Source organism: Streptomyces sp. NPDC039462 (assembly GCF_055639375.1).
Map to the genome: position 1 here is coordinate 403,244 of NZ_JBVKAO010000006.1, position 22,741 is coordinate 425,984.

At 69.3% G+C, this 22,741-nt stretch carries 24 protein-coding genes; 15 read left to right on the top strand and 9 right to left on the bottom strand.

Annotated elements, in window-relative coordinates:
• Positions 1-6 precede the first annotated feature (6 nt).
• A complete protein-coding gene (gene tal, locus ACZ7LU_RS30170) occupies positions 7-1,125 on the bottom strand; it encodes a transaldolase (protein ID WP_398307530.1) in 1,119 nt (372 codons plus the stop codon).
• 34 nt (positions 1,126-1,159) lie between these two features.
• Positions 1,160-3,247 carry a transketolase gene (gene tkt / locus ACZ7LU_RS30175; RefSeq protein ID WP_471918537.1) on the bottom strand — a complete coding sequence of 696 codons (2,088 nt, stop codon included), beginning with the start codon at positions 3,245-3,247 and terminating at the stop codon, positions 1,160-1,162.
• 419 nt (positions 3,248-3,666) lie between these two features.
• Between tkt and ACZ7LU_RS30180 the strand changes: the two genes are divergently transcribed.
• The 3 genes from ACZ7LU_RS30180 (at position 3,667) to ACZ7LU_RS30190 (ending at position 6,247) form a co-directional block, all read left to right on the top strand.
• A complete protein-coding gene (locus ACZ7LU_RS30180; protein WP_362995607.1) occupies positions 3,667-4,620 on the top strand; it encodes a heme o synthase in 954 nt (317 codons plus the stop codon).
• Positions 4,621-4,698: 78 nt separating this feature from the next.
• Positions 4,699-5,046: a hypothetical protein gene (locus tag ACZ7LU_RS30185; protein ID WP_471918538.1), complete on the top strand. Its 348-nt coding sequence runs from the start codon at positions 4,699-4,701 to the stop codon at positions 5,044-5,046.
• 103 nt (positions 5,047-5,149) lie between these two features.
• Positions 5,150-6,247 (top strand): amidohydrolase family protein, encoded by a 1,098-nt coding sequence (locus ACZ7LU_RS30190; RefSeq protein ID WP_398307536.1) that lies wholly within the window; start codon positions 5,150-5,152, stop codon positions 6,245-6,247.
• On the opposite strand, the gene ACZ7LU_RS30195 is transcribed toward ACZ7LU_RS30190, so the two are convergent.
• The 3 genes from ACZ7LU_RS30195 to ACZ7LU_RS30205 form a co-directional block, all read right to left on the bottom strand.
• On the bottom strand, positions 6,227-7,255 hold the full coding sequence (locus tag ACZ7LU_RS30195) for a COX15/CtaA family protein (RefSeq protein ID WP_468560631.1): 1,029 nt from the start codon (positions 7,253-7,255) through the stop codon (positions 6,227-6,229). The two genes, ACZ7LU_RS30190 and ACZ7LU_RS30195, sit on opposite strands and share 21 nt — an antisense overlap.
• Positions 7,256-7,334: 79 nt before the next feature.
• A complete protein-coding gene (locus ACZ7LU_RS30200; RefSeq protein ID WP_471918539.1) occupies positions 7,335-8,105 on the bottom strand; it encodes an ABC transporter permease in 771 nt (256 codons plus the stop codon).
• Positions 8,102-9,025, bottom strand: a complete 924-nt coding sequence (locus ACZ7LU_RS30205) for an ABC transporter ATP-binding protein (RefSeq protein WP_471918540.1) — start codon at positions 9,023-9,025, stop codon at positions 8,102-8,104. The genes ACZ7LU_RS30200 and ACZ7LU_RS30205 overlap by 4 nt, the downstream gene beginning before the upstream one ends.
• A gap of 173 nt (positions 9,026-9,198) precedes the next feature.
• Between ACZ7LU_RS30205 and ACZ7LU_RS30210 the strand changes: the two genes are divergently transcribed.
• The 8 genes from ACZ7LU_RS30210 (at position 9,199) to ACZ7LU_RS30245 (ending at position 15,784) form a co-directional block, all read left to right on the top strand.
• Entirely contained in the window at positions 9,199-9,948 is a 750-nt protein-coding gene (locus tag ACZ7LU_RS30210) for a helix-turn-helix transcriptional regulator (RefSeq protein ID WP_471918541.1), read from the top strand.
• Entirely contained in the window at positions 9,945-11,366 is a 1,422-nt protein-coding gene (gene sufB / locus ACZ7LU_RS30215) for a Fe-S cluster assembly protein SufB (protein WP_471918542.1), read from the top strand. Before ACZ7LU_RS30210 ends, sufB begins: the two co-directional genes overlap by 4 nt.
• 61 nt (positions 11,367-11,427) lie before the next feature.
• Positions 11,428-12,609, top strand: a complete 1,182-nt coding sequence (sufD, locus tag ACZ7LU_RS30220; RefSeq protein ID WP_468083828.1) for a Fe-S cluster assembly protein SufD — start codon at positions 11,428-11,430, stop codon at positions 12,607-12,609.
• A complete protein-coding gene (locus ACZ7LU_RS30225) occupies positions 12,606-12,923 on the top strand; it encodes a bifunctional 3-phenylpropionate/cinnamic acid dioxygenase ferredoxin subunit (RefSeq protein ID WP_362995455.1) in 318 nt (105 codons plus the stop codon). The genes sufD and ACZ7LU_RS30225 overlap by 4 nt, the downstream gene beginning before the upstream one ends.
• A 7-nt stretch (positions 12,924-12,930) precedes the next feature.
• On the top strand, positions 12,931-13,695 hold the full coding sequence (gene sufC / locus ACZ7LU_RS30230) for a Fe-S cluster assembly ATPase SufC (protein ID WP_362995453.1): 765 nt from the start codon (positions 12,931-12,933) through the stop codon (positions 13,693-13,695).
• Positions 13,692-14,960, top strand: coding sequence for a cysteine desulfurase (locus ACZ7LU_RS30235; RefSeq protein WP_468311197.1), 1,269 nt, complete (start codon positions 13,692-13,694; stop codon positions 14,958-14,960). The genes sufC and ACZ7LU_RS30235 overlap by 4 nt, the downstream gene beginning before the upstream one ends.
• A 15-nt stretch (positions 14,961-14,975) precedes the next feature.
• Positions 14,976-15,449, top strand: coding sequence for a Fe-S cluster assembly sulfur transfer protein SufU (gene sufU, locus ACZ7LU_RS30240; protein WP_398307551.1), 474 nt, complete (start codon positions 14,976-14,978; stop codon positions 15,447-15,449).
• Complete coding sequence (locus ACZ7LU_RS30245; protein WP_030358830.1) at positions 15,446-15,784, top strand: metal-sulfur cluster assembly factor; 339 nt, start codon at positions 15,446-15,448, stop codon at positions 15,782-15,784. Before sufU ends, ACZ7LU_RS30245 begins: the two co-directional genes overlap by 4 nt.
• Positions 15,785-15,837: 53 nt before the next feature.
• Here ACZ7LU_RS30245 and ACZ7LU_RS30250 read toward each other — a convergent pair whose 3' ends face one another.
• The 3 genes from ACZ7LU_RS30250 to ACZ7LU_RS30260 all read right to left on the bottom strand — a co-directional run bounded on the left by ACZ7LU_RS30250 (position 15,838) and on the right by ACZ7LU_RS30260 (position 18,637).
• Complete coding sequence (locus ACZ7LU_RS30250) at positions 15,838-15,996, bottom strand: hypothetical protein (protein WP_470981182.1); 159 nt, start codon at positions 15,994-15,996, stop codon at positions 15,838-15,840.
• Between the two features lie 150 nt (positions 15,997-16,146).
• Positions 16,147-18,465 carry a tetratricopeptide repeat protein gene (locus ACZ7LU_RS30255; protein WP_471918543.1) on the bottom strand — a complete coding sequence of 773 codons (2,319 nt, stop codon included), beginning with the start codon at positions 18,463-18,465 and terminating at the stop codon, positions 16,147-16,149.
• A 31-nt stretch (positions 18,466-18,496) separates the two neighbouring features.
• On the bottom strand, positions 18,497-18,637 hold the full coding sequence (locus tag ACZ7LU_RS30260) for a hypothetical protein (protein ID WP_471918544.1): 141 nt from the start codon (positions 18,635-18,637) through the stop codon (positions 18,497-18,499).
• 120 nt (positions 18,638-18,757) lie between these two features.
• Here ACZ7LU_RS30260 and ACZ7LU_RS30265 point away from each other — a divergent pair, with 120 nt between their 5' ends.
• The 3 genes from ACZ7LU_RS30265 (at position 18,758) to ACZ7LU_RS30275 (ending at position 20,278) form a co-directional block, all read left to right on the top strand.
• Entirely contained in the window at positions 18,758-19,078 is a 321-nt protein-coding gene (locus ACZ7LU_RS30265) for a DMT family transporter (protein WP_398307553.1), read from the top strand.
• Positions 19,078-19,623 (top strand): TetR/AcrR family transcriptional regulator, encoded by a 546-nt coding sequence (locus ACZ7LU_RS30270; protein ID WP_398307555.1) that lies wholly within the window; start codon positions 19,078-19,080, stop codon positions 19,621-19,623. The genes ACZ7LU_RS30265 and ACZ7LU_RS30270 overlap by 1 nt, the downstream gene beginning before the upstream one ends.
• A 154-nt stretch (positions 19,624-19,777) precedes the next feature.
• Positions 19,778-20,278 (top strand): hypothetical protein, encoded by a 501-nt coding sequence (locus ACZ7LU_RS30275; RefSeq protein WP_471918611.1) that lies wholly within the window; start codon positions 19,778-19,780, stop codon positions 20,276-20,278.
• Positions 20,279-20,521: 243 nt separating this feature from the next.
• On the opposite strand, the gene ACZ7LU_RS30280 is transcribed toward ACZ7LU_RS30275, so the two are convergent.
• Complete coding sequence (locus ACZ7LU_RS30280) at positions 20,522-21,412, bottom strand: winged helix-turn-helix transcriptional regulator (protein WP_471918545.1); 891 nt, start codon at positions 21,410-21,412, stop codon at positions 20,522-20,524.
• Positions 21,413-21,467: 55 nt separating this feature from the next.
• Here ACZ7LU_RS30280 and ACZ7LU_RS30285 point away from each other — a divergent pair, with 55 nt between their 5' ends.
• Positions 21,468-22,739 carry an MFS transporter gene (locus ACZ7LU_RS30285; protein ID WP_471918546.1) on the top strand — a complete coding sequence of 424 codons (1,272 nt, stop codon included), beginning with the start codon at positions 21,468-21,470 and terminating at the stop codon, positions 22,737-22,739.
• Positions 22,740-22,741 lie beyond the last annotated feature (2 nt).

The window sequence follows — 22,741 nt, forward strand, 5'->3', positions numbered from 1 at the left end:
AATGGGTCAGCCCTTCGCGGGAGCGAGGCGCTTGAGCTCGGCCTCAGTCGACTTGAGCAGGTCGGTCCAGGACGCCTCGAACTTCTCGACGCCCTCGTCCTCGAGCAGCTGCACGACCTCGTCGTACGAGATGCCGAGCTTCTCCACGGCGGCGATCTCGGCGCGAGCCTGGTCGTAGGTGCCCGCGATGGTGTTGCCGGTGATCTGGCCGTGGTCGCCGGTGGCTTCCAGGGTCGCCTCGGGCATGGTGTTCACCGTGTTGGGCGCGACGAGCTCGTCGACGTACAGGGTGTCCTTGTACGCGGGGTCCTTGACGCCGGTCGAGGCCCACAGCGGACGCTGCTTGTTGGCCTGCGCCTTGTCGAGCGCGGCCCAGCGGTCGGAGGAGAAGACCTCCTCGTACGCTTCGTAGGCGAGCCGGGCGTTGGCGAGCGCGGCCTTGCCCTTGAGGGACTTGGCCTCGTCCGTGCCGATGCCGTCCAGGCGCTTGTCGATCTCGGTGTCCACGCGGGACACGAAGAAGGACGCCACGGAGTGGATCTTCGAGAGGTCCAGGCCGCGCTCCTTGGCCTTCTCCAGGCCCGCGAGGTACGCGTCCATGACCATGCGGTAGCGCTCCAGCGAGAAGATCAGCGTGACGTTGACGCTGATGCCGAGGCCGATGACCTCGGTGATCGCCGGGATGCCCGCCTGGGTGGCCGGGATCTTGATGAGCGCGTTCGGACGGTCCACAAGCCAGGCGAGCTGCTTGGCCTCGGCCGTCGTGGCCTTGGTGTTGTGCGCCAGGCGCGGGTCGACCTCGATGGACACGCGGCCGTCCTGGCCGCCCGTCGCGTCGAAGACCGGCCGCAGGATGTCGGCGGCGTCACGGACGTCCGCCGTCGTGATCATCCGGATGGCTTCCTCGACGGTGACCTCGCGGGCGGCGAGGTCCGAGAGCTGCTGGTCGTAACCGTCGCCCTGCGAGATGGCCTTCTGGAAGATCGAGGGGTTGGTGGTGACGCCCACGACGTGCTGCTGGTCGATCAGTTCGGCGAGGTTGCCGGACGTGATCCGCTTGCGCGACAGGTCGTCCAGCCAGATCGCGACGCCTTCTTCTGAAAGGCGCTTGAGTGCGTCTGTCATGGAATTACATCTCCTACTTGGTCGTATATGGGCGTCAGCGCTGAGCGGCGGCGATCGATTCCCGGGCCGCCTGCGCCACCGCGTCGGCGGTGAAACCGAACTCGCGGAACAGCACCTTGGCGTCCGCCGAGGCACCGAAGTGCTCCAGCGAGACGATGCGTCCGGCGTCGCCCACGAAGCGGTGCCAGGTCAGACCGACGCCCGCCTCGACCGCCACGCGCGCCTTCACCGACGGCGGCAGCACGCTGTCGCGGTACCCCTGGTCCTGCTCCTCGAACCACTCGACCGACGGCATCGAGACGACGCGCGTCGGGACACCCGCGGCCTGCAGCTGCTCGCGCGCCTCGACGGCGAGCTGGACCTCGGAGCCGGTGCCGATGAGGATGACCTCCGGCGCGCCGCCCTCGGCCTCGAAGAGGACGTAGCCGCCCTTGGCGGCGTCCTCGTTGCGCTCGTACGTCGGCACGCCCTGGCGGGTCAGCGCGAGGCCGTGCGGGGCGCCCTTGCCGAACTCCTTGGTGTAGCGCTTGAGGATCTCGCGCCACGCGATGGCGGTCTCGTTGGCGTCGGCCGGGCGCACGACGTTCAGGCCCGGGATGGCGCGCAGCGAGGCCAGGTGCTCGACCGGCTGGTGGGTCGGGCCGTCCTCGCCGAGACCGATGGAGTCGTGCGTCCACACGTACGTCACCGGCAGGTGCATCAGCGCGGACAGGCGGACGGCGTTGCGCATGTAGTCGGAGAACACCAGGAAGGTGCCGCCGTAGATGCGGGTGTTGCCGTGCAGCGCGATGCCGTTCATCTCCGCGGCCATGGAGTGCTCGCGGATGCCGTAGTGGATCGTGCGGCCGTACGGGTCGGCGCCGGGCAGGGGGTTGCCCGTGGGCAGGAACGACGACGTCTTGTCGATCGTCGTGTTGTTCGAGCCCGCGAGGTCGGCGGAGCCGCCCCACAGCTCGGGAATGACCGCGCCGAGCGCCTGGAGGACCTTGCCGGAGGCGGCGCGCGTGGCGACGGCCTTGCCGGTCTCGAACTCCGGGAGCTTCTCCTCCCAGCCCTCGGGCAGCTCGCCCTTGGCGACGCGGTCGAACTCGGCGGCGCGCTCGGAGTTGGCGGTGCGCCAGGCGGCGAAGCCCTTCTCCCACTCGGCCTTGGCCTCGCGGCCGCGGTCGAGCGCCTTGCGGGTGTGCGCGAGGACCTCGTCGGAGACCTCGAAGGTCTGCTCGGGGTCGAAGCCGAGGACGCGCTTGGTGGCGGCCACTTCCTCGTCGCCGAGCGCCGAGCCGTGCGCGGCCTCGGTGTTCTGCGCGTTCGGGGCGGGCCAGGCGATGATCGAGCGCATCGCGATGAAGGAGGGGCGCTCGGTCTCGGCCTTGGCGGCCTGGATCGCGGCGTAGAGGGCGGCGGGGTCGAGGTCGCCGTTCTCCTTGGGCGCCACGCGCTGGACGTGCCAGCCGTACGCCTCGTACCGCTTGAGGGTGTCCTCGGAGACCGCGGTCTCGGTGTCGCCCTCGATCGAGATGTGGTTGTCGTCCCACAGCAGGATCAGGTTGCCGAGCTTCTGGTGCCCGGCCAGCGACGAGGCCTCGCCGGAGATGCCCTCCTGGAGGCAGCCGTCGCCGGCGATGGCGTAGATGAAGTGGTCGAACGGGGACGAGCCGTCGGTCGTCTCCGGGTCGAACAGACCGCGCTCGTAGCGGGCGGCCATCGCCATGCCCACGGCATTGGCGACGCCCTGCCCCAGCGGGCCCGTGGTCGTCTCCACGCCGACCGTGTGGCCGTACTCCGGGTGGCCCGGGGTCTTCGAGCCCCAGGTGCGGAAGGCCTTCAGGTCGTCCAGCTCCAGGCCGAAGCCGGCCAGGTAGAGCTGGATGTAGAGGGTCAGGGACGAGTGGCCCGCAGAGAGGACGAACCGGTCGCGGCCGGTCCAGTCGGCGTCCGCCGGATCGTGGCGCATCACCTTCTGGAAGAGGGTGTACGCGGCGGGCGCGAGGCTCATGGCCGTACCGGGATGGCCGTTGCCGACCTTCTGTACGGAATCCATGGCCAGGACGCGGGCGGTGTCAACGGCCCGCTGGTCCAGTTCGGTCCACTCGAGGTCTGTGGTGGTCGGCTTGGTGCTCACCCTGAGTCAGGGCTCCTCTCCACATGTCGAATGCCGGCGGCGTAGATCCCACCGGCCGATGTCGAGCCTACCGCTGCTAGAACGCTCATTTTTTCGAGTCATTCCAGACTGCAGTGACATGCGAGGATCCGCCTGTCGAAAGGAAAGCGGAGGCATTCCGCAAGTGAATATGGGCTCGCTCATATGTCCGCTCAAAAGGCCACCGGTATCGCCCATTTGTCCGCTCAATGAACGCCCGGTTCCGCTCATGTGACGACGCGGTCCGCCGCGGACGCCGTTCGGCCGGTCGCCCAACACGACCCGACCCCCGCGAAGAGCGGGGTATGGGCAACGTCTACAGTGGCGTGGTACGCGCGGGCCTTTACCGGATCTTCATGTCTGAAGGTGCTGGTCGGCCTGCTGGGATGTCTCTGTCAGGGGTGTGCGTGACGGCCGTTGAATCCCGTCCAGCGGGGGTTTCCGGGACGGACCTTAGCCCGAGCCATCGGCCGTTCGGGGCTCGTGTCAAGGCGTTCGTGGCGCTGACCAAGCCGCGGATCATCGAGCTGCTGCTCATCACCACCGTTCCGGTGATGTTCCTCGCCGAACAAGGAGTGCCCGACCTCTGGCTGGTCTTCGTGACCTGCCTCGGCGGCTACCTCTCCGCGGGGGGCGCCAACGCCCTCAACATGTACATCGACCGCGACATCGACGCCCTCATGGACCGCACGTCGCAGCGGCCCCTGGTGACCGGCATGGTCAGCCCGCGCGAGTGCCTCGTCTTCGGCATCACCCTCGCGATCGTCTCCACCCTGTTGTTCGGCTTCGCCGTCAACTGGCTCTCCGCCTGGCTCTCGCTCGGCGCGCTGCTCTTCTACGTGGTCGTCTACACGATGATCCTGAAGCGCCGCACCTCGCAGAACATCGTCTGGGGCGGCATCGCGGGCTGCCTGCCGGTCCTCATCGGCTGGTCCTCGGTCACCAACTCCATGTCGTGGGCGCCGGTCGTCCTCTTCCTCGTCATGTTCTTCTGGACGCCGCCGCACTACTGGCCGCTGTCCATGAAGGTCAAGGACGACTACGCGCGCGTGGGCGTGCCGATGCTGCCGGTCATCGCCTCCAACAAGGTGGTCGCCCGCCAGATCGTCCTCTACTCCTGGGTGATGGTCGCCGTCTCGCTGCTGCTCCAGCCGCTCGGCTACACCGGCTGGTTCTACACCGCGGTCGCGCTGGTCACCGGCGGCTTCTGGCTGTGGGAGGCGCACGGGCTGCAGAGCCGCGCCAAGGCCGAGGTCACGGGCGGCAAGCTCAAGGAGATGCGGCTCTTCCACTGGTCGATCACGTACGTCTCGCTGCTCTTCGTCGCCGTGGCGGTGGACCCCTTCCTGCGGTAGGGGCGCCGCCCGCGGCGTGGCCGATGCCACGCCGCCCGCCTGTCGCCAGGTGATCTACCCGTCGGTAGCATCCTGCTCATGGCAGACACGCAGCAGGTGGACGACAGCAAGCAGGCCGCTCGCGCCGAGCGCAGGGCCGCCAAACTGGCCAAGGAGATCGGCACCTTCGCGCAGGCGCACGGCGGGGCCGAGGGGCAGATCGCGTACATCGGTCACGAAGGCACCCGGATCGTCCTCGTCGGCGGCGACGGCAACTGGGGCGACCTGGTGGCGCCCACCTACGCCATCGCGCAGAGCGCCGTGGCGAAGGCCGGAATCACCGTCCACGAGGAGTTCGACGGTGAATTCGCCGCCAAGGTGAAGACCGGTCCCTACGAATGGACGCGAATGGCGGGCATCCAGCTCGGCGGCCCGAAGAACGACTGACTGGTTGTTTCGCCCCGTGAGTGCGAGACCGGCCGAAAGCAACACCTGACACCCGGGTCACCCGTTAGGACCGTAGGAGCACGGTCCACCCTCGGGAGCCCGGATGATCGAAACGCCGTCCCTGGTGGACCAGTACTGCCATGGCGTCCTCCGTACGGAGCTGGGTCTCGGCACCTTCGAGGCCCACCTCGGCCGGGGCGAGGGACCGCCCGCCCCCGGCACCACCTTCTTCGACACCCAGACCGGCTTCGCGGTGCGCCGCTGGTGCCCGCCGCTGCTCGGCCTGGAGCCGCACTGCCCGCCGGCCCGCTATCTCGCCCGCCGCCGCGAACTGGGCGTACTGGCAACGGGCCGGCGTCTGCTCCGGGGCAGCGGCATCACCACCTACCTCGTCGACACGGGACTGCCCGGGGATCTGACGGGCCCCGGCGAGATGGCCTCCACCGGCGACGCGGCGGCCCACGAGATCGTCCGCCTGGAGTTACTGGCCGAGCAGGTCGCCGACACCTCGGGCACCGCCGACTCGTTCCTCGCCAATCTCGCCGAGTCCGTGCACGCCGCCGCCGCGGGAGCCGTCGCCTTCACCTCGGTCGCGGGCGTACGGCAGCCGCTCGCGCTCGCCGCGGAACCGCCCGGGCCGGGCGAGGTGCGGGGCGCGGTGGGGCGCTGGCTGGCGGGGCGGCAGGTGGGCGGGGCGCTCACCGATCCCGTGCTGCTGCGGCACCTGCTGTGGATCGCGGTGGCCTCGGGCCGGCCGCTGCAACTGCACGCGGGCGCCGGGGACCCGCAGACGTACTTCGGGGACTTCGCGCGCGCCACCGCGGGCCTCGGCACCGACCTGGTGCTGCTGCACGGCTATCCGTACCACCGCAGTGCCGCGCATCTCGCGGCCGTCTTCCCGCACGTGTACGCCGACCTCGGCCCCGCGCTCGTCCGCACCGGGGCGCGCGCGGCGGCCGTGCTCGCCGAGATCCTGGAGCTCGCGCCCTTCGGGAAACTGCTGTTCTCCAGCGGCGCGCACGGGCTGCCCGAGCTGCACGTCGTCGGGGCACACCTGTTCAGGGAGGCCCTCGGACGGGTGCTCGGCACCTGGGTCGCCGAGGGCGCCTGGTCGCTCACCGACGCGCAGCGCGTGGCCGGGCTGATCGCCGCCGGCAACGCCCGGCGGGTGTACGGGCTCTCAGACGGCCGAGAGGCGTGAGTCGTCCGCCTGGGCGGGCACGTCGGCCGTCGTGAGCGGCCGCTCCCGCAGCGAGAGCAGCACGCGCATCACGGCGATCCACACCAGGCAGGAGCCGAACATATGCAGGCCGACCAGGAGCTCGGGCAGGTCCGTGAAGTACTGGACGTAACCGATCGCGCCCTGCGCGAGGAGGATCAGGAAGAGGTCACGGGTGCGGCCGAGCGGGCCGCGCGGGGCGTCGACCGCCTTCAGGACGAACCAGAGGGCGAACGTCAGCGTCACCACGATCCAGGCGAGGACCGCGTGCAGCTTGCTGACCGCCTCCCAGTCGAAGCCCATCCGCGGCACTTCGCTGGAGTCGCCGGCGTGCGGCCCGGAGCCCGTCACGATCGTGCCCACGGCGATCAGCACCGCGGAGGCCGCGACCAGGGACCACACGAGCTGCACCACGGCCTTGCCGACCAGTGGACGCGGCTCGCCGTCGCCCTCGCGGGTCCGCTGCCACATCGTGATGGCGACGGCGATCAGGGCGGAGGAGAGCAGGAAGTGCGCCGCGACCGTGTACGGGTTCAGGCCCACGAGGACCACGATGCCGCCGAGGACGGCATTGCCCATCACCAGCCAGAACTGCGCCCAGCCGAGCAGGGTGAGGCTGCGCCGCATCGGCTTCTGGGAGCGGGCCGTGATGATCGCCCAGCCGACGGCCGCGCACAGCACGTACGTCAGCAGGCGGTTGCCGAACTCGATGTAGCCGTGGAATCCCATCTCGTGGGTCGCGGTCAGCGAGTCGTCCGTGCACTTGGGCCAGGTGGGGCAGCCGAGCCCCGAGCCGGTCAGCCGGACGGCGCCGCCCGTCACCACGATGACCACCGTCATGACGAGGGAGATCAGGGCCGCCTGCTGGACGGTCCGCTGGGTGGGGGTCCAGCGCTCGGCGATGAAGGCGAGCGGGTTCCGCACGGCTTGAGCGATGTCGGCTCGGGTCACGTTTGGCACGCGCCCCATCGTAGGGGGCCGCTTGTGCATGTCTTCACGAGGGGGACGTATGCGGGAAATCTGTGACGCCGGTTACGCCCCTGGCCGCCCTTGACGCTCCCGCCGCTCTCTACTCCCAGCGGAAGAACTTCGCCGCCGCGCCGAGTCCGAGCACCGCCCACACCGCGAGGATCCCGAGGTCCCCCCACGGCATGCCCGCGCCGTGCTGCAGGACGTCGCGCAGCCCGTCCGAGAGCGCCGAGATGGGCAGCAGGCCGAGCACCGTCTGGGCCGCGTCGGGGAACTTGTCGAGCGGGACGATCACGCCGCCGCCCATGAGGAGGAGCAGGAAGACGAGGTTCGCGGCGGCGAGCGTCGCCTCGGCCTTGAGCGTGCCCGCCATCAGCAGGCCGAGACCGGAGAAGGCGGCCGTGCCGAGCACCAGGAGGAGCAGTATGGAGACGGGGTTGCCGTGCGGCGACCAGCCGAGCGCGAACGCGATGACCGTGAGCAGCACGATCTGGAGCACCTCCGTGACCAGCACGGAGAGGGTCTTGGCCGCCATCAGGCCCCAGCGGGGGAGCGGCGAGGCGCCGAGCCGCTTGAGCACGCCGTAGCGCCGCTCGAAGCCGGTCGCGATGGCCTGGCCGGTGAAGGCCGTCGACATCACGGCGAGCGCGAGGATGCCGGGCGCGAGGAAGTCCACGGCCTCGCCGTCGCCGGTGTCGACGATGTCGACCGCGCTGAAGAGGACGAGCAGGAGGGTCGGGATGACGACGGTGAGGAGCAGCTGCTCGCCGTTGCGCAGCAGCATCTTCGTCTCCAGGGCCGCCTGCGCCGCGATCATGCGGGACAGCGGGGCGGCGCCCGGCTTCGGCGTGTACGTTCCGGCGGCGCTCATCCGCGCAGCTCCTTACCGGTCAGCTCCAGGAAGACGTCTTCCAGAGTGTGGCGTTCGACGGAGATCCTGTCCGGCATGACCCCGTGCTGGGCGCACCAGGAAGTGACGGTGGCGAGCAGCTGCGGGTCGACCGTGCCGCTGACGCGGTAGGAGCCGGGGGTGAGCTCGGCGGCGGCCGAGTCCGGCGGGAGCGCCTTGAGCAGCGAGGCGACGTCGAGGCCGGGGCGGCCGGTGAAGCGCAGGGTGTTCTCGGCGCCGCCGCGGCACAGCTCGTCGGGGCTGCCCTGGGCGATGACCTTGCCCGCGTCGACGATCGCGACGTCGTCGGAGAGCTCCTCGGCCTCGTCCATGTGGTGCGTGGTGAGGATGACGGAGACGCCGTCGCGGCGCAGGTCGCGGACGAGCTCCCAGGTCGCCCGGCGCGCCTGCGGGTCGAGCCCCGCGGTCGGCTCGTCGAGGAAGACCAGTTCCGGCCTGCCGACCACGGCCATGGCGAGCGCGAGGCGCTGCTGCTGGCCGCCGGAGAGGCGCCGGTAGGTGGTGCGGCCGCAGCTGCCGAGGCCGAGGCGTTCGATGAGCGCGTTCACGTCGAGCGGGTGCGCGTGCAGCTTGGCGACGTGGTGGAGCATCTCGTCGGCGCGGGCGCCGGAGTAGACGCCGCCGGACTGGAGCATGACGCCTATCCGGGGCCGCAGGGCGTCGGCCTGGCGGACCGGGTCGAGGCCGAGGACGCGGACGGTGCCGGAGTCCGGCTTCCGGTAGCCCTCGCAGGTCTCGATCGTGGTGGTCTTGCCCGCGCCGTTGGGGCCGAGGACGGCGGTGATGCCCGCCCCGGCCGTCAGGTCGAGACCGTCGACCGCGGTCTTGGTTCCGTACCGCTTGACCAGACGCTCGATCTGGAGGACGGGCTCGTTTCGCATGGTGAGCCAGTCTAGGGACGGGCCGGAGGGGCCGGGCGGCCGGGGCGCGGTCGTCCGGGGTGCGGATGATCGTTTCCGCAGGTCAGCTTAGGTTTACCTAAGTGATGCAGCGCACCGCGCGGTGATCACGGCGTGGGTTGTCAGGCTCTGAGGAATTACGCAACAATGGCGTTGTGAAAAACGTTGGCGAGGCTCCGCAGGAGGAACTCGCGACCGGAGAGCGGTCCACCCGCAACCGGGTCGCGCGCTCCATCCTGGACCACGGCCCGTCCACCGTCGCCGATCTCGCGAAGCGCCTCGGCCTCACCCAGGCGGCGGTCCGCCGGCACCTGGACGCCCTCGCGCACGAGAACGTCGTGGAGCCCCGCGAACAGCGGGTCTACGGCGCACGGACCCGCGGCCGGCCCGCCAAGGTGTTCGCCCTGACCGACTGCGGACGCGACGCCTTCGACCAGTCGTACGACAAGCTGGCCGCGGACGCGCTCCGGTGGATCACCGAGCGCCACGGCGAAGGAGCGGTCGTCGATTTCGCCCGGGCGCGGATCGCCGCCCAGGCCGAGACGTACAAGAAGGCGATGGACGCCGCGCCGCCCGATCGGCGCACCGAGGCTCTCGCGAAGGCGTTGACCGCCGACGGGTACGCTGCTACGGCGCGCAGCGCACCGGTCGGCGAGCAGCTCTGCCAGCACCACTGCCCGGTCGCCCACGTCGCCGAACAGTTTCCGCAGCTGTGCGAGGCGGAGACGGAAATGTTCTCCACGCTGCTCGGCACGCATGTGCAGCGCCTCGCCACCATCGCCCACGGAGACGGCGTCTGCACGACGTTCATCCCGCGCAGTGGCGGCGGCAGCGACAGCGGTAGCAGCACCACACGGATCACCCCATCAGCATCAGCAAGCACGGCCGGGAGGAACCCCGCATGACGCTCCCCACGGAGACTGCCCACCCCGAACTCGAGGGCCTGGGCAACTACGAATACGGCTGGGCCGACTCCGACGTCGCCGGTGCCTCTGCCAAGCGCGGCATCAACGAGGACGTCGTCCGCGACATCTCGGCGAAGAAGAACGAGCCGGAGTGGATGACCAAGCTCCGCCTCAAGGGCCTGCGCCTCTTCGACAAGAAGCCCATGCCGAACTGGGGCTCGGACCTCTCCGGCATCGACTTCGACAACATCAAGTACTTCGTGCGCTCCACGGAGAAGCAGGCGGAGTCCTGGGAGGACCTGCCCGAGGACATCAAGAACACGTACGACAAGCTCGGCATCCCCGAGGCGGAGAAGCAGCGCCTCGTCGCCGGTGTCGCGGCCCAGTACGAGTCCGAGGTCGTCTACCACCAGATCCGTGAGGACCTGGAGGAGCAGGGCGTCATCTTCCTGGACACCGACACGGCGCTGAAGGAGCACCCGGAGCTCTTCAAGAAGTACTTCGGAACCGTCATCCCCGTCGGTGACAACAAGTTCGCCTCGCTGAACAGCGCCGTCTGGTCCGGCGGCTCGTTCATCTACGTCCCCAAGGGCGTGCACGTCGAGATCCCGCTCCAGGCCTACTTCCGCATCAACACGGAGAACATGGGCCAGTTCGAGCGGACCCTGATCATCGTGGACGAGGACGCCTACGTCCACTACGTCGAGGGCTGCACCGCGCCGATCTACAAGTCGGACTCGCTGCACTCCGCCGTCGTCGAGATCATCGTCAAGAAGGGCGGCCGCTGCCGCTACACGACGATCCAGAACTGGTCGAACAACGTCTACAACCTGGTCACCAAGCGCGCCGTGGCGTACGAGGGCGCGACCATGGAGTGGATCGACGGCAACATCGGTTCCAAGGTCACGATGAAGTACCCCGCCGTCTACCTCATGGGCGAGCACGCCAAGGGCGAGACGCTGTCCATCGCCTTCGCGGGCGAGGGCCAGCACCAGGACGCCGGCTCCAAGATGGTCCACATGGCGCCGAACACCTCGTCGAACATCGTCTCCAAGTCGGTGGCCCGCGGCGGCGGTCGTACGTCGTACCGCGGCCTCGTCGAGATCGGTGAGGGCGCCGCAGGCTCGAAGTCGAACGTGCTGTGCGACGCGCTGCTCGTCGACACGATCTCCCGCTCCGACACGTACCCGTACGTCGACGTCCGCGAGGACGACGTGTCGATGGGCCACGAGGCGACGGTCTCCAAGGTCTCCGACGATCAGCTCTTCTACCTGATGAGCCGCGGCATGACGGAGTTCGAGGCCATGGCGATGATCGTGCGCGGCTTCGTCGAGCCGATCGCCAAGGAGCTGCCCATGGAGTACGCCCTGGAGCTGAACCGGCTGATCGAGCTGCAGATGGAGGGTTCGGTCGGTTAAGACCGGACACCGTCCCGCAGCGAGCAGATTTCTTACGCAGAGAGAGAGCACGACGACAGCCATGGCTGAGGCTCAGAACATCCCGGTGGGAAGCACCACCGCCGGATCGATCGCGGTGGCCGCCGAGTCCACCGTCGCCACCCGTATGAGCGCGCCCCCGTCCTTCGACGTGGCGGACTTCCCGGTCCCCCACGGCCGCGAGGAGGAGTGGCGGTTCACGCCGCTGGAGCGCCTTCGCGGGCTGCACGACGGCACCGCTGTCGCCGACGGCGGCATCCGCGTCGAGGTGAGCGCCCCCGAGGGCGTCACCCAGGAGACGGTGGGCCGGGACGACGCGCGCGTCGGCAAGGCGGGCAAGCCCGTCGACCGCATCGCCGCCCAGGCGTACTCGTCCTTCGAGAAGGCCTCGGTCGTGACCGTCCCCAAGGAGACGGTGCTCACCGAGCCGATCCGGATCGCCGTGCACGGCGAGGGCGGCACCGCCTTCGCGCACCAGGTGATCGAGCTGGGCGCGTTCGCCGAGGCCCTCGTCGTCATCGACCACACCGGTGACGCCGTGCTCGCCGCCAACGTCGACTTCGTCGTCGGCGACGGCGCGAAGCTCACCGTGGTCTCCGTCCAGGACTGGGACGACAAGGCGGTGCACGTCGCCCAGCACAACGCGCTGGTCGGCCGCGACGCCTCCTTCAAGTCCGTCGTCGTCACCTTCGGCGGCGACCTGGTCCGCCTGCACCCGCGTGTCACCTACGCGGGCCCCGGCGGCGAGGCCGAGCTCTTCGGCCTGTACGTCACGGACGCGGGCCAGCACCAGGAGCACCGCCTCCTGGTCGACCACAACACCCCGCACTGCAAGTCGAACGTCGTCTACAAGGGCGCGCTCCAGGGCGACGACGCGCACGCCGTGTGGATCGGCGACGTCCTCATCGAGGCCGCCGCCGAGGGCACCGACACGTACGAGATGAACCGCAACCTCGTGCTGACCGACGGCGCCCGGGTCGACTCCGTGCCGAACCTCGAGATCGAGACCGGCGAGATCGTCGGCGCGGGCCACGCCTCGGCGACCGGCCGCTTCGACGACGAGCAGCTCTTCTACCTCCAGTCGCGCGGCATCCCGGAGGACGAGGCGCGCCGCCTGGTCGTCCGCGGCTTCTTCGCCGAGCTCGTCCAGCAGATCGGTCTGCCGGACGTGGAGGAGCGCCTCATCGCGAAGATCGAAGAGGAGCTGGAGGCGACGGTCGCATGACGTTCGTACGCGCCTGCGGACTGAGCGAGCTGGAGAAGGACACCCCGAAGCGGGTGGAGCTCGACGGCACGCCGGTCTCGGTCGTCCACACCGAGGGCGAGGTGTTCGCGATCCACGACATCTGCTCGCACGCGAACGTCTCCCTCTCCGAGGGCGAGGTGGAGGACTGCCAGATCGAGTGCTGGCTGCACGGCTCCAGCTTCGACCTCCGCACCGGCAAGCCGTCCGGCCTTCCCGCGACGCGCCCCGTCCCCGTATACCCCGTAAAGATCGAAGGGGATGACGTGCTCGTCTCCCTTTCCCAGGAGTCCTGAGGCACCCATGGCAACGCTTGAAATCAAGGACCTGCACGTCACCGTCGAGGCCGACAACTCCACCAAGGAGATCCTCAAGGGCGTCGATCTGACCGTGAAGCAGGGCGAGACCCACGCCATCATGGGCCCGAACGGCTCCGGCAAGTCGACGCTCGCCTACTCGGTCGCGGGTCACCCCAAGTACACGATCACCCAGGGCAGCGTGACCCTCGACGGCGAGGACGTCCTCGAGATGTCCGTCGACGAGCGCGCCCGCGCCGGCATGTTCCTCGCCATGCAGTACCCGGTCGAGGTCCCCGGCGTCTCGGTCTCCAACTTCCTGCGCACGTCGGCGACGGCGATCCGCGGCGAGGCCCCCAAGCTGCGCACCTGGGTGAAGGAGGTCAAGTCCGCGATGGAGCAGCTCCAGATGGACCCGGCCTTCGCCGAGCGCAACGTCAACGAGGGCTTCTCCGGCGGTGAGAAGAAGCGCCACGAGATCCTCCAGATGGAGCTTCTGAAGCCGAAGATCGCGATCCTCGACGAGACGGACTCCGGTCTGGACGTCGACGCGCTGCGCCAGGTCTCCGACGGCGTGAACCGCGTCCGCGAGACCGGTGAGGTCGGCACGCTCCTCATCACGCACTACACGCGCATCCTGCGCTACATCAAGCCCGACTTCGTGCACGTCTTCGCGAACGGCCGGATCGCCGAGTCCGGCGGCGCCGAGCTCGCCGACAAGCTCGAGGCCGAGGGCTACGAGGCCTACACGAAGGGTGGCGCATCCGCGTGACAGTGGCCCACCAGGGGCTTTCCGGCCTCCTCGACACCGAGGCGATCCGCAAGGACTTCCCGATCCTGGATCGCACGATCCACGACGGCAAGAAGCTCGTGTACCTGGACAACGCGGCGACGTCGCAGACGCCGCGCCAGGTCCTCGACGTACTGAACGAGTACTACGAGCAGCACAACGCCAACGTTCACCGCGGCGTGCACGTCCTCGCCGAGGAGGCCACGGCGCTCTACGAGGGTGCTCGTGACAAGGTCGCGGAGTTCATCAACGCGCCCAGCCGTGACGAGGTCATCTTCACGAAGAACGCCTCCGAATCGCTCAACCTCGTGGCCAACATGCTCGGTTGGGCCGACGAGCCCTACCGCGTGGACCACGAGACCGAGATCGTCATCACGGAGATGGAGCACCACTCCAACATCGTGCCGTGGCAGCTGCTCTCGCAGCGCACCGGCGCGAAGCTGAAGTGGTTCGGCCTCACGGACGACGGCCGCCTCGACCTGTCCAACATGGACGAGATCATCACGGAGAAGACGAAGATCGTCTCCTTCGTGCTTGTGTCGAACATCCTGGGCACGCACAACCCGGTCGAGGCCATCGTGCGCCGCGCCCAGGAGGTCGGCGCGCTCGTCCTGATCGACGCCTCGCAGGCCGCCCCGCACATGCCGCTGGACGTGCAGGCGCTGCAGGCCGACTTCGTGGCCTTCACCGGCCACAAGATGTGCGGTCCGACCGGCATCGGCGTCCTGTGGGGACGGCAGGAGCTCCTCGAGGACCTCCCGCCCTTCCTCGGCGGCGGCGAGATGATCGAGACCGTGTCGATGAACTCGTCGACGTACGCTCCCGCGCCGCACAAGTTCGAGGCGGGTACGCCCCCGGTCTCCCAGGCCGTCGGCCTGGGCGCGGCCGTGGACTACCTCTCGGCCATCGGCATGGACAAGATCGCCGCCCACGAGCACGCGATCACGGAGTACGCGGTCAAGCGCCTCCTGGAAGTCCCGGACCTGCGCATCATCGGTCCGACGACGGCCGAGGAGCGCGGTGCCGCGATCTCCTTCACCCTCGGTGACATCCACCCGCACGACGTGGGCCAGGTGCTCGACGAGCAGGGCATCGCAGTCCGCGTGGGTCACCACTGCGCGCGCCCCGTCTGCCTCCGCTACGGAATTCCTGCGACCACGCGAGCGTCGTTCTATCTGTACTCCACGCCCGGCGAGATCGACGCCCTCGTCGACGGCCTGGAGCACGTACGGAACTTCTTCGGCTGAGGGGCTGACCGGGACGTGAAGCTGGATTCGATGTACCAGGAAGTCATCCTGGACCACTACAAGCACCCGCACGGGCGTGGTCTGCGCGATGGCGACGCCGAGGTGCACCACGTCAACCCGACGTGCGGCGACGAGATCACGCTGCGCGTGAAGTACGACGGGTCGACGATCGCCGACGTGTCGTACGAGGGCCAGGGCTGCTCCATCAGCCAGGCCAGCGCGTCCGTCCTGAACGACCTGCTGGTCGGCAAGGAGCTCGCCGAGGCGCAGAAGATCCAGGCGGTGTTCCTGGAGCTGATGCAGTCCAAGGGCAAGCTGGAGCCCGACGACGCGATGGAGGAGGTCCTGGAGGACGCGGTCGCGTTCGCCGGTGTCTCCAAGTACCCCGCGCGCGTCAAGTGTGCTCTGCTGAGCTGGATGGCGTGGAAGGACGCGACGGCCCAGGCACTGGGCGAGAACGACGGGGCCGCTGAAAGGAAGACGGCATGAGCGAGAACGAGACACTCACGACGAAGCCCGCTTCGGAGGAAGAGGTCCGCGAGGCGCTGTACGACGTCGTCGACCCCGAGCTGGGCATCGACGTCGTCAATCTGGGCCTGATCTACGGCGTCCACATCGACGACGCCAACATCGCCACGATCGACATGACGCTGACGTCGGCGGCCTGCCCGCTGACGGACGTCATCGAGGACCAGGCGAAGTCCGCCACGGAGGGCATCGTCAACGAGCTCCGGATCAACTGGGTCTGGATGCCGCCGTGGGGCCCGGACAAGATCACGGACGACGGGCGCGAGCAGCTGCGGGCGCTCGGGTTCAACGTCTGATTCTGCTTGATCCATATGAGGGCCCCGGGCACTGTGCCGGGGCCCTCGTCTCGTTACCGGCGCCGCTTCACCGCATCCGCGAAGACACGGAAAGCGGCGATGCGCTGATCGCCGCGCAGACCCCGGAGCGTGGCGAGGTGGCCCACGAACAGGGTGAGGACCACCGTCAGCGGCAGTCCTGCCAGCAGCAGGAGTTCGTGAGTGAGTGACATGGGTCCTGGCCTTTCGACGGAGAGTGGGCGTGGCGATCGCTTGGCCTCACGAAACCCGCACGCACGCAGCCGAGTCCATCGCCCGCTCGACCTTCGAATGAAGGGCCGCAGGTCACGGCGGGTATCCGGGATTTCCCGGCGGGATGGGGCTCACCGCGGGAAACCCCTCTCGGGATCGCGGGCATCGTCGGCGCGGAAGGGCTTGAACCAGTCCTCCGCCTCCAGGTTGGCTATGCCGAGTCGTTGGTTGACGAGGTTGCCGGAATCCTCGATGCCCTGGGACCAGGGCTCGTACAGGAACAAGACGTCGGTGTCCTCGAACAGCACGTCCACGCAGAGGTCCCAGTCCCAGTCGTCGTGGTGCGGGGGAATCTCCGCCACCCACGGCGATAAGAGTTCCGGCTCGTCCACCACCATGTTCGAGGCGTGCTCGATGGCGATGTGCAAGGCCATCTCCTCGCCCGTGCACGTGGGGCGCGGCCAGTTTCCCGCTTTGATGTCCGACGCCAAGTCGTGGAAGCAGCGTGCCATTTGCCGGCGCCACCGAGCGTCCATGGACCACGTCAGCACCGGCAGATCGCTGAAGATGTAGGCGTACTTGTTCCGGAGGTCGATCCGCTTGTCGCCGATCTCCTCCAGCACGTCGTAGGCCATGTCCGAGGCGATCTCCAGTGCCGCTTCCAGGACTCGCAGCGTGCGGGCGGTCGGGCCGTAGCAGTCCTCCTCGTCCTCCCAGGCCTCCTCGCCGTCCTCCGTGACGTTTTCCTCGCCGGGCGGGGGCGGTGGCACCAGGCATTCCGGGACCGGTCCCGGGTTGGCTCTCGGCTCGTTGTAGTAGGACTCCGATACCTCGTCCCCCGCTTCCGCCGCCCTCCAGTACCAGTCGCTCGCGGCGCGCCCGTCCTGGTTGCGGAAGTGCAGGTTTCCCATGAGCCGCAGTGCCAGGACATCGCCCGCGTCGATGGCGAGTCGGAGCCACCGCACCGCCTCTTCTGTGTCACTTCGTTCGTAGAGGAGTCCCAGGGTGCGCATGGCATCCACGTCGTTCGACTCCGTCAGCGGCAGGAGGGCTCGTCGGCCCACGTCCATGCGGTCGTTGGCGTGGGCGGCCAGGGCGATGCTGAAGCGCTGGTGGCGGTGGGAGCCCCGGGCCAGAACGACTTCCCAGATCCTCTCCGGGATCAGCTCGGGGGAGGGGCCCCGGTTTCGCAGGTGGGCGTCGAGCAGATAGTCGAAGGGCCGGACACCCTCACCGTCGGGGACCAGCAGGCGCGTGACACCTCCGTCGTGCGGGCTGCCGGCCCAGGAGAGAGCTTCGTCCAGCGGTTCAGGACCGATCAACTGCTTGTTGCGGCCCGGAAGATATGCCTCGTGCAGCTCGGTGAGAAGCTCCACGGGCACCGGCTCGACCAGCCCTGCCAGGGCCACATCGATGGCGGCCCATACGAGTGCGGCGCCTCTGGGGTGGCCCTCCACGACGGAGGCGCCGATCAGCTCGCGCCAGAGCTGAGGGCCCGCGGCAAGGGTTTCGGCGACTCCGAAGTCCTCTGCTTGCTCGAGGGCGAGGCGCAACCGCTCGTCGTGGCGGGATCGCAGGTGCTCCCTGGCCCGTTCGAGCTCCGGGGCCGACCACAGGCGTGGCACCTCGAACTGCTCGGCGAGCCGCACCAGTTCGTTGGACGGCAGGTCCGCGAGGATTCGGGAGCGCATCGTGCCCAGCAGTACGGTTCCGGCTCTGCGCAGCGCCCGGATGTCCTGCAAGCTCAGGCCGCCGAGCCCCAGGAACTGCTCCATGTCGTTCAGCCAGAGGACACATCGCGTGTGGGCCTTGGCGGCCCGGACCGCCTCGGTGACCGCGTCCGGCAACTCCGTGACATGACGCGGGACGATGAGCAGGTGGTCGGGCAGGACCGCGCGCATCGCCTCGTAGGCGCATCTCGTCTTGCCCGCTGTGGAGGCTCCGACGAGCAGGATCACACCTCCGTCATCGCCCACGCGGGCCAGCGCGTCGCGGACGGAGGTGTCGACGTCCCGCGGGATGTAGTCCGGTACGGCGTTACCGTCCGCGGTGGTGCGCGCCCGATGGACTTTCAGTTCCAACGGGTTCGCGTCCCGTACGAGGAGTGTCGCGACGCGTGAGCCCGAAGCTGACACGGGCGCTCCCTGCGCCCGTTTGAAGAGGCGGCGCCACTCCTGACGGTCGAACTTTCCCTGGCCCAGTGAAGCCGTGGTCTCCAGGGCGGCGAGGAACGACTCCACCACGGACCATGAGGCGGGGATCCGCTCCCCCTTCTTCCAGGCACTGATCGCCGTAGTGCTGCACCTGGGCCGCCCCTCCCGCTGGGACGCTCTGGCGATGCGGGCCAAGGTGGGCTTCGTCGCACCCGCGCGTGCCGCTTCTTCCATCACTGATCCGATGGCCCGGGCGAACTCGTCGCGAGCCCCATCCCCGAATGTCGCGTGTTCCATGGCGGGGATGGTGCCAAACGCCACTGACAGTTCAGTGCGGGGCCGGGTGTGCGACAGGCGGCCGGGATGCCGGCGACACGATCACCACCATCGCCCCGGCGAGCAGTGAGATGCCGAACGTGCGCCACCAGGCGCCGCCTACGAGGCGCACCGAGCGGCTCAGTGCCGTCACGGCCATTACTGACGGCGTGCGTCCCTGATCGGGCCGTCCCGGCGGGTTCCGGGTGTGTGCGGGGGGCTCCCACGACTGCATTGCGTACGCCCGTACGCATCGATATGTACACTCGTACGCATGGGATACGCACTGCTGGCCGCGGCCATCGCGGCGGAAGTGGCCGGGACGACGGCCATGAAGTACAGCGAGGGCTTCAGCAGGCTGGTGCCCTCCCTCATCACCGTCGCGGGCTATCTGCTCGCCTTCACGCTGCTCGCGCAGACCCTCAAGACGCTGTCCGTGGGCACCGCCTATGCCATCTGGGCCGGCATCGGCACCGCCGCCGTCGCCGCGATCGGCATGATCTTTCTGGGGGAGTCGGCCAACCTCGTCAAGATCGCGGGTATCGGCCTGGTGATCGCGGGCGTCGTCGTGCTCAATCTCGGCGGGGCGCACTGATGCCCCGTCGCTACGACCCCGAGCGCCGTCAGCGGATCATCGACGCCGCGATCCGCGTGGTGGGGCAGAAGGGTATCGGCGGGCTCAGCCACCGTTCGGTCGCCGCCGAGGCCGACGTGCCGCTCGGCTCGACCACGTACCACTTCAAGACGCTCGACGAGCTGCTGGTCGCCGCGCTGCGGCAGAGCAACGAGGGGTTCGCGAAGGTGATGGCCGCCAGTGGCGCCTTCGAGGACCCGGACGCCGATGTCGCGGCGGAGCTGGCGCGGCTGCTCGGCGACTGGTTCGCGGGGGAGCGGTCCGGGGTCGAGCTGGAGTACGAGCTCTATCTCGCCGCGCTGCGCAGGCCCGCGCTGCGTCCCGTGGCTGCCGAGTGGTGCCAGGGGCTCACCGAGGTGCTGGAACCGCGCACCGGTCCGGTGACCGCGCGTGCCCTCGTCGCCCTGATGGACGGGATCAGCCTGCAGGTGCTGCTCACGGGAGGCGAGTACGACGAGGAGTACGCGCGGGGCATGCTCCGTCGGCTTGTGGTCTCCGGCGACTGACCGCGCGTTTTCCTTCTGTGGGTTTTGCGGAGGGATTCCGTTAAGGAATCCCGCTGTGCGATCAAGGTCATTGCGTGCGCCGAGTACGCGCTGGTAGCGTCCTGGGTGCATTGACCAAGCAGTTGCGGAAAGTTGGGGGAACAACTCCGTGAGCATGCGTAATAAAGGGATTTCCGTCGTCATTGCCTGCGCCTTGACCGGGGTGGCGGGCAGTGCCGCGTATGCGGATTCGGCGCATCGCGAGGAAAATGCGGTGCCCGCGTCGTCCGCGGCGGGCCGACAGGCTCTCGGCGCGGATGAGATCTGTGCCGTCCTGGGGATCGGCAGTGGGGCGGCGGGCCTTGCCAAGGCTCTGGCCAAGGGGGCATCGTGGGTGGGGATCGGCGCGAGCGTCGGGTGCTACGCGTACACGAAGGCCAAGCAGGCGACGCCCGCGCAGAAGCGGGCAGCCATGATCGAGTCGTACAAGAAGTACCAGGCCATGAGTGACATCAAGAAGCTCGACGCCCTCGGCTATTACTGCCGGAAGGAAGGCGGCGGCGGTGGTGGTGGAACCGATGTCGCCCCCATGAATACGACGGTAGGGGTGATGGCAGGATGGCGGACCATCAAAATGAAGGGCGTCAAGTACTCGTGCACCGCCAGCAGGGACTGATGGGAAACCGGCGGCCGGGATATGGGGAGCGTTTTCTGCTCTCTCTGGCATTGCTCGCGGTGAGCTTGCTGTGGATGACACGGGAAATGGCTCAGTGGGCAATTGTCCTGTGCGCTGTCGGTGCGGTGGGCGGAGCGGCGGGAATGCTTTACTTCGGCCGACGCCACCTGCGGGCGCGCGGAAATGCGCAGTGAGTTCAGCCTCATAGTCGACGTATTCGGCTGATGCGTCATGGGCGTACGCTCAGGCGGTGCGCGGCGTCAGGCTCCTCGCCGTCCGCAGCGCCGCCGAGACGCTCGCCGTGATGTCCGTGACCGGGTACTGCACGTCCCGCACCACCCGGTCACGGTCCACCACCAGCGTCAGCCGCTTCAGCCGGGTCACACCCGCCGCGCGGAACGTCGGCAGGCGCAGGGCCGCCGTCAGGGCCAGTTCGCCGTCGGACAGGAGCGGGAAGCGCAGGTTCTCCTTCTCGGCGAACGCCCGCTGCTCGTCGGGGCGCTGGGTCGATACGCCGTGCACCGTCGCGCCCGCCGCCGTGAACTCGGCGAGCTGGTCGCGGTAGGAGCAGGACTCCAGGGTGCAGCCGCGCGCACCGGGAATGCCGGCCCAGCCGGGCGGATAGGCGTCCTTGCGGGCGTACGCGCCGGGGAAGCAGTACAGGACCGTGCAGGGGGTGCCCTCGGCCACCGGGTCGCGCGGCTCCCCGTCGTGGCCGACGAGCCGGAGCTCCGGCACCCGGGTGCCGAGCAACTCGTGGACCCGCTGGGCCTCCAGTGACGCCTCCGTCGCGGTCGCCATCGTCTCTCCCTCTCCCAGCACCCAGGTGTCGCCCCAGTCCTGGAGTGCGACCAGGACGGGGAGCAGCGCGCGGCCACGCGGCGTCAAGCGGTACTCGTGGCGCACCGGGCGGTCCTGGTAGGGGACGCGCGTGAGCACGTCCGCCTCCACCAGGAGCCGCAGTCGCTCGGTCAACACCTTCCGGGACACGCCCAGTTCGCGCTGCAGCTCGTCGAAGCGGTGCACCCCGCGCGCGGCGTCCCGCACGATCAGCAGGGTCCACCAGTCGCCGACGACGTCCAGCGCCTGCGCGATGGCGCAGTGATCGTCGTCGAGCCGGGTCCGTTGCACCATGGTCCTCATGCTGACATAGTCCGTTCCCAAAAGGAACTGACTGCTGGGGGGCGATGTGTCGGTGTCGGGGAGCGGCAAGCCAGGTGGCCTGCGGGACGTACCGAGGACCGTGTGGCTGCTCGCCGCCGGCCAGTTCTTCAACATGGTCGTCGCCTTCACCTTCATCTACTTCTTCGTCTACCTGACGGACGAGCGGGGCCTCTCCGTGGTCCGGGCGGGGCTGATCAGCGGCATCGGCGGCGCCGGCATGGTCGCGGGCAACTTCAGCGGCGGCTGGTTCGGGGACAGGTACGGCCACCGCCGCGTCCTGCTCGCCGGATCCCTGCTCAGCGGCGTGGGCGTGCTCGCGCTGCCCGCCCTGCCGGACGCCCTGCTGTACGTCGTACCGGCGCTGAGCCAGTACGCCGGAGGCTGTGCACGCGCCGCCAACGGTGCCCTCGTCGCCGTCACCGTGCCCGAGGGCGCGCGCCGCCAAGGCTTCGCCGTGACACGGTTCGCGGCCAACGCGGGCTTCACCGTCGGGCCGCCGCTCGGCGCGCTGCTCATCGCCCACGTCTCGTACGGCTGGCTCTTCGTCGTCGATGGGCTCGGCACCCTCGTCTTCGCCGCCTACGCCTGGCGGGTCCTGCCCGCACACGGCGCGGTGCGCGCCAAGGCGGCCGGCCCCGGCCCCGGAGTCCTCGCCGCGCTGCGGCAGCGCCCCACCGTCCTCGTCCTCCTCGGCGCGATCCTCGTCACCGACCTCGTCTACCGCCAGCAGTACTCGACGCTCCCCGTCGACCTCGACCGGCACGGCCTGGACACCGGCGTCTACGGCTGGCTCCTCGCGATCAACGGCGGCGTCATCCTGCTCCTGGAACTCCCCGCCACCCTCGCCCTGCGCCACCGCGCCCCGCTGCGGATCATCGGCGCCGGACTGCTGCTCGTCGGCGCGGGCTACGCCGTGCTCGCCCTCGGCACCGGGCTCGCCACCGCCGTGGCCATGATGCTGCTGCTCACCGCGGGCGAGATCCTCTACAAGACACCGGCCACCGCGTACGTCGCCGACCACGCGCCCGCGCACGTGCAGGGCCGCTTCCAGAGCCTGTACTCGGGCGTCTCCGTCAGCGGCGTCGTGCTGTCGGCGCCGCTCGGCGGGGCGCTGTACACCGCCGCGCCGGGGCTGTTGTGGCCGGTCTGCGCGGTGCTCGCCGGGGCCGCGGGGGGCCTCGTCCTCGCGGCGGGCCGGGGCCGGGGCCGCGGGCGGTCCGCCGCGGTCACCGCGGGCGGGGCCGCCGCGAGCCCGGACCCTGAGACCGGTTCGCCCGCGCGAGGCACCTCCGGTTAGGT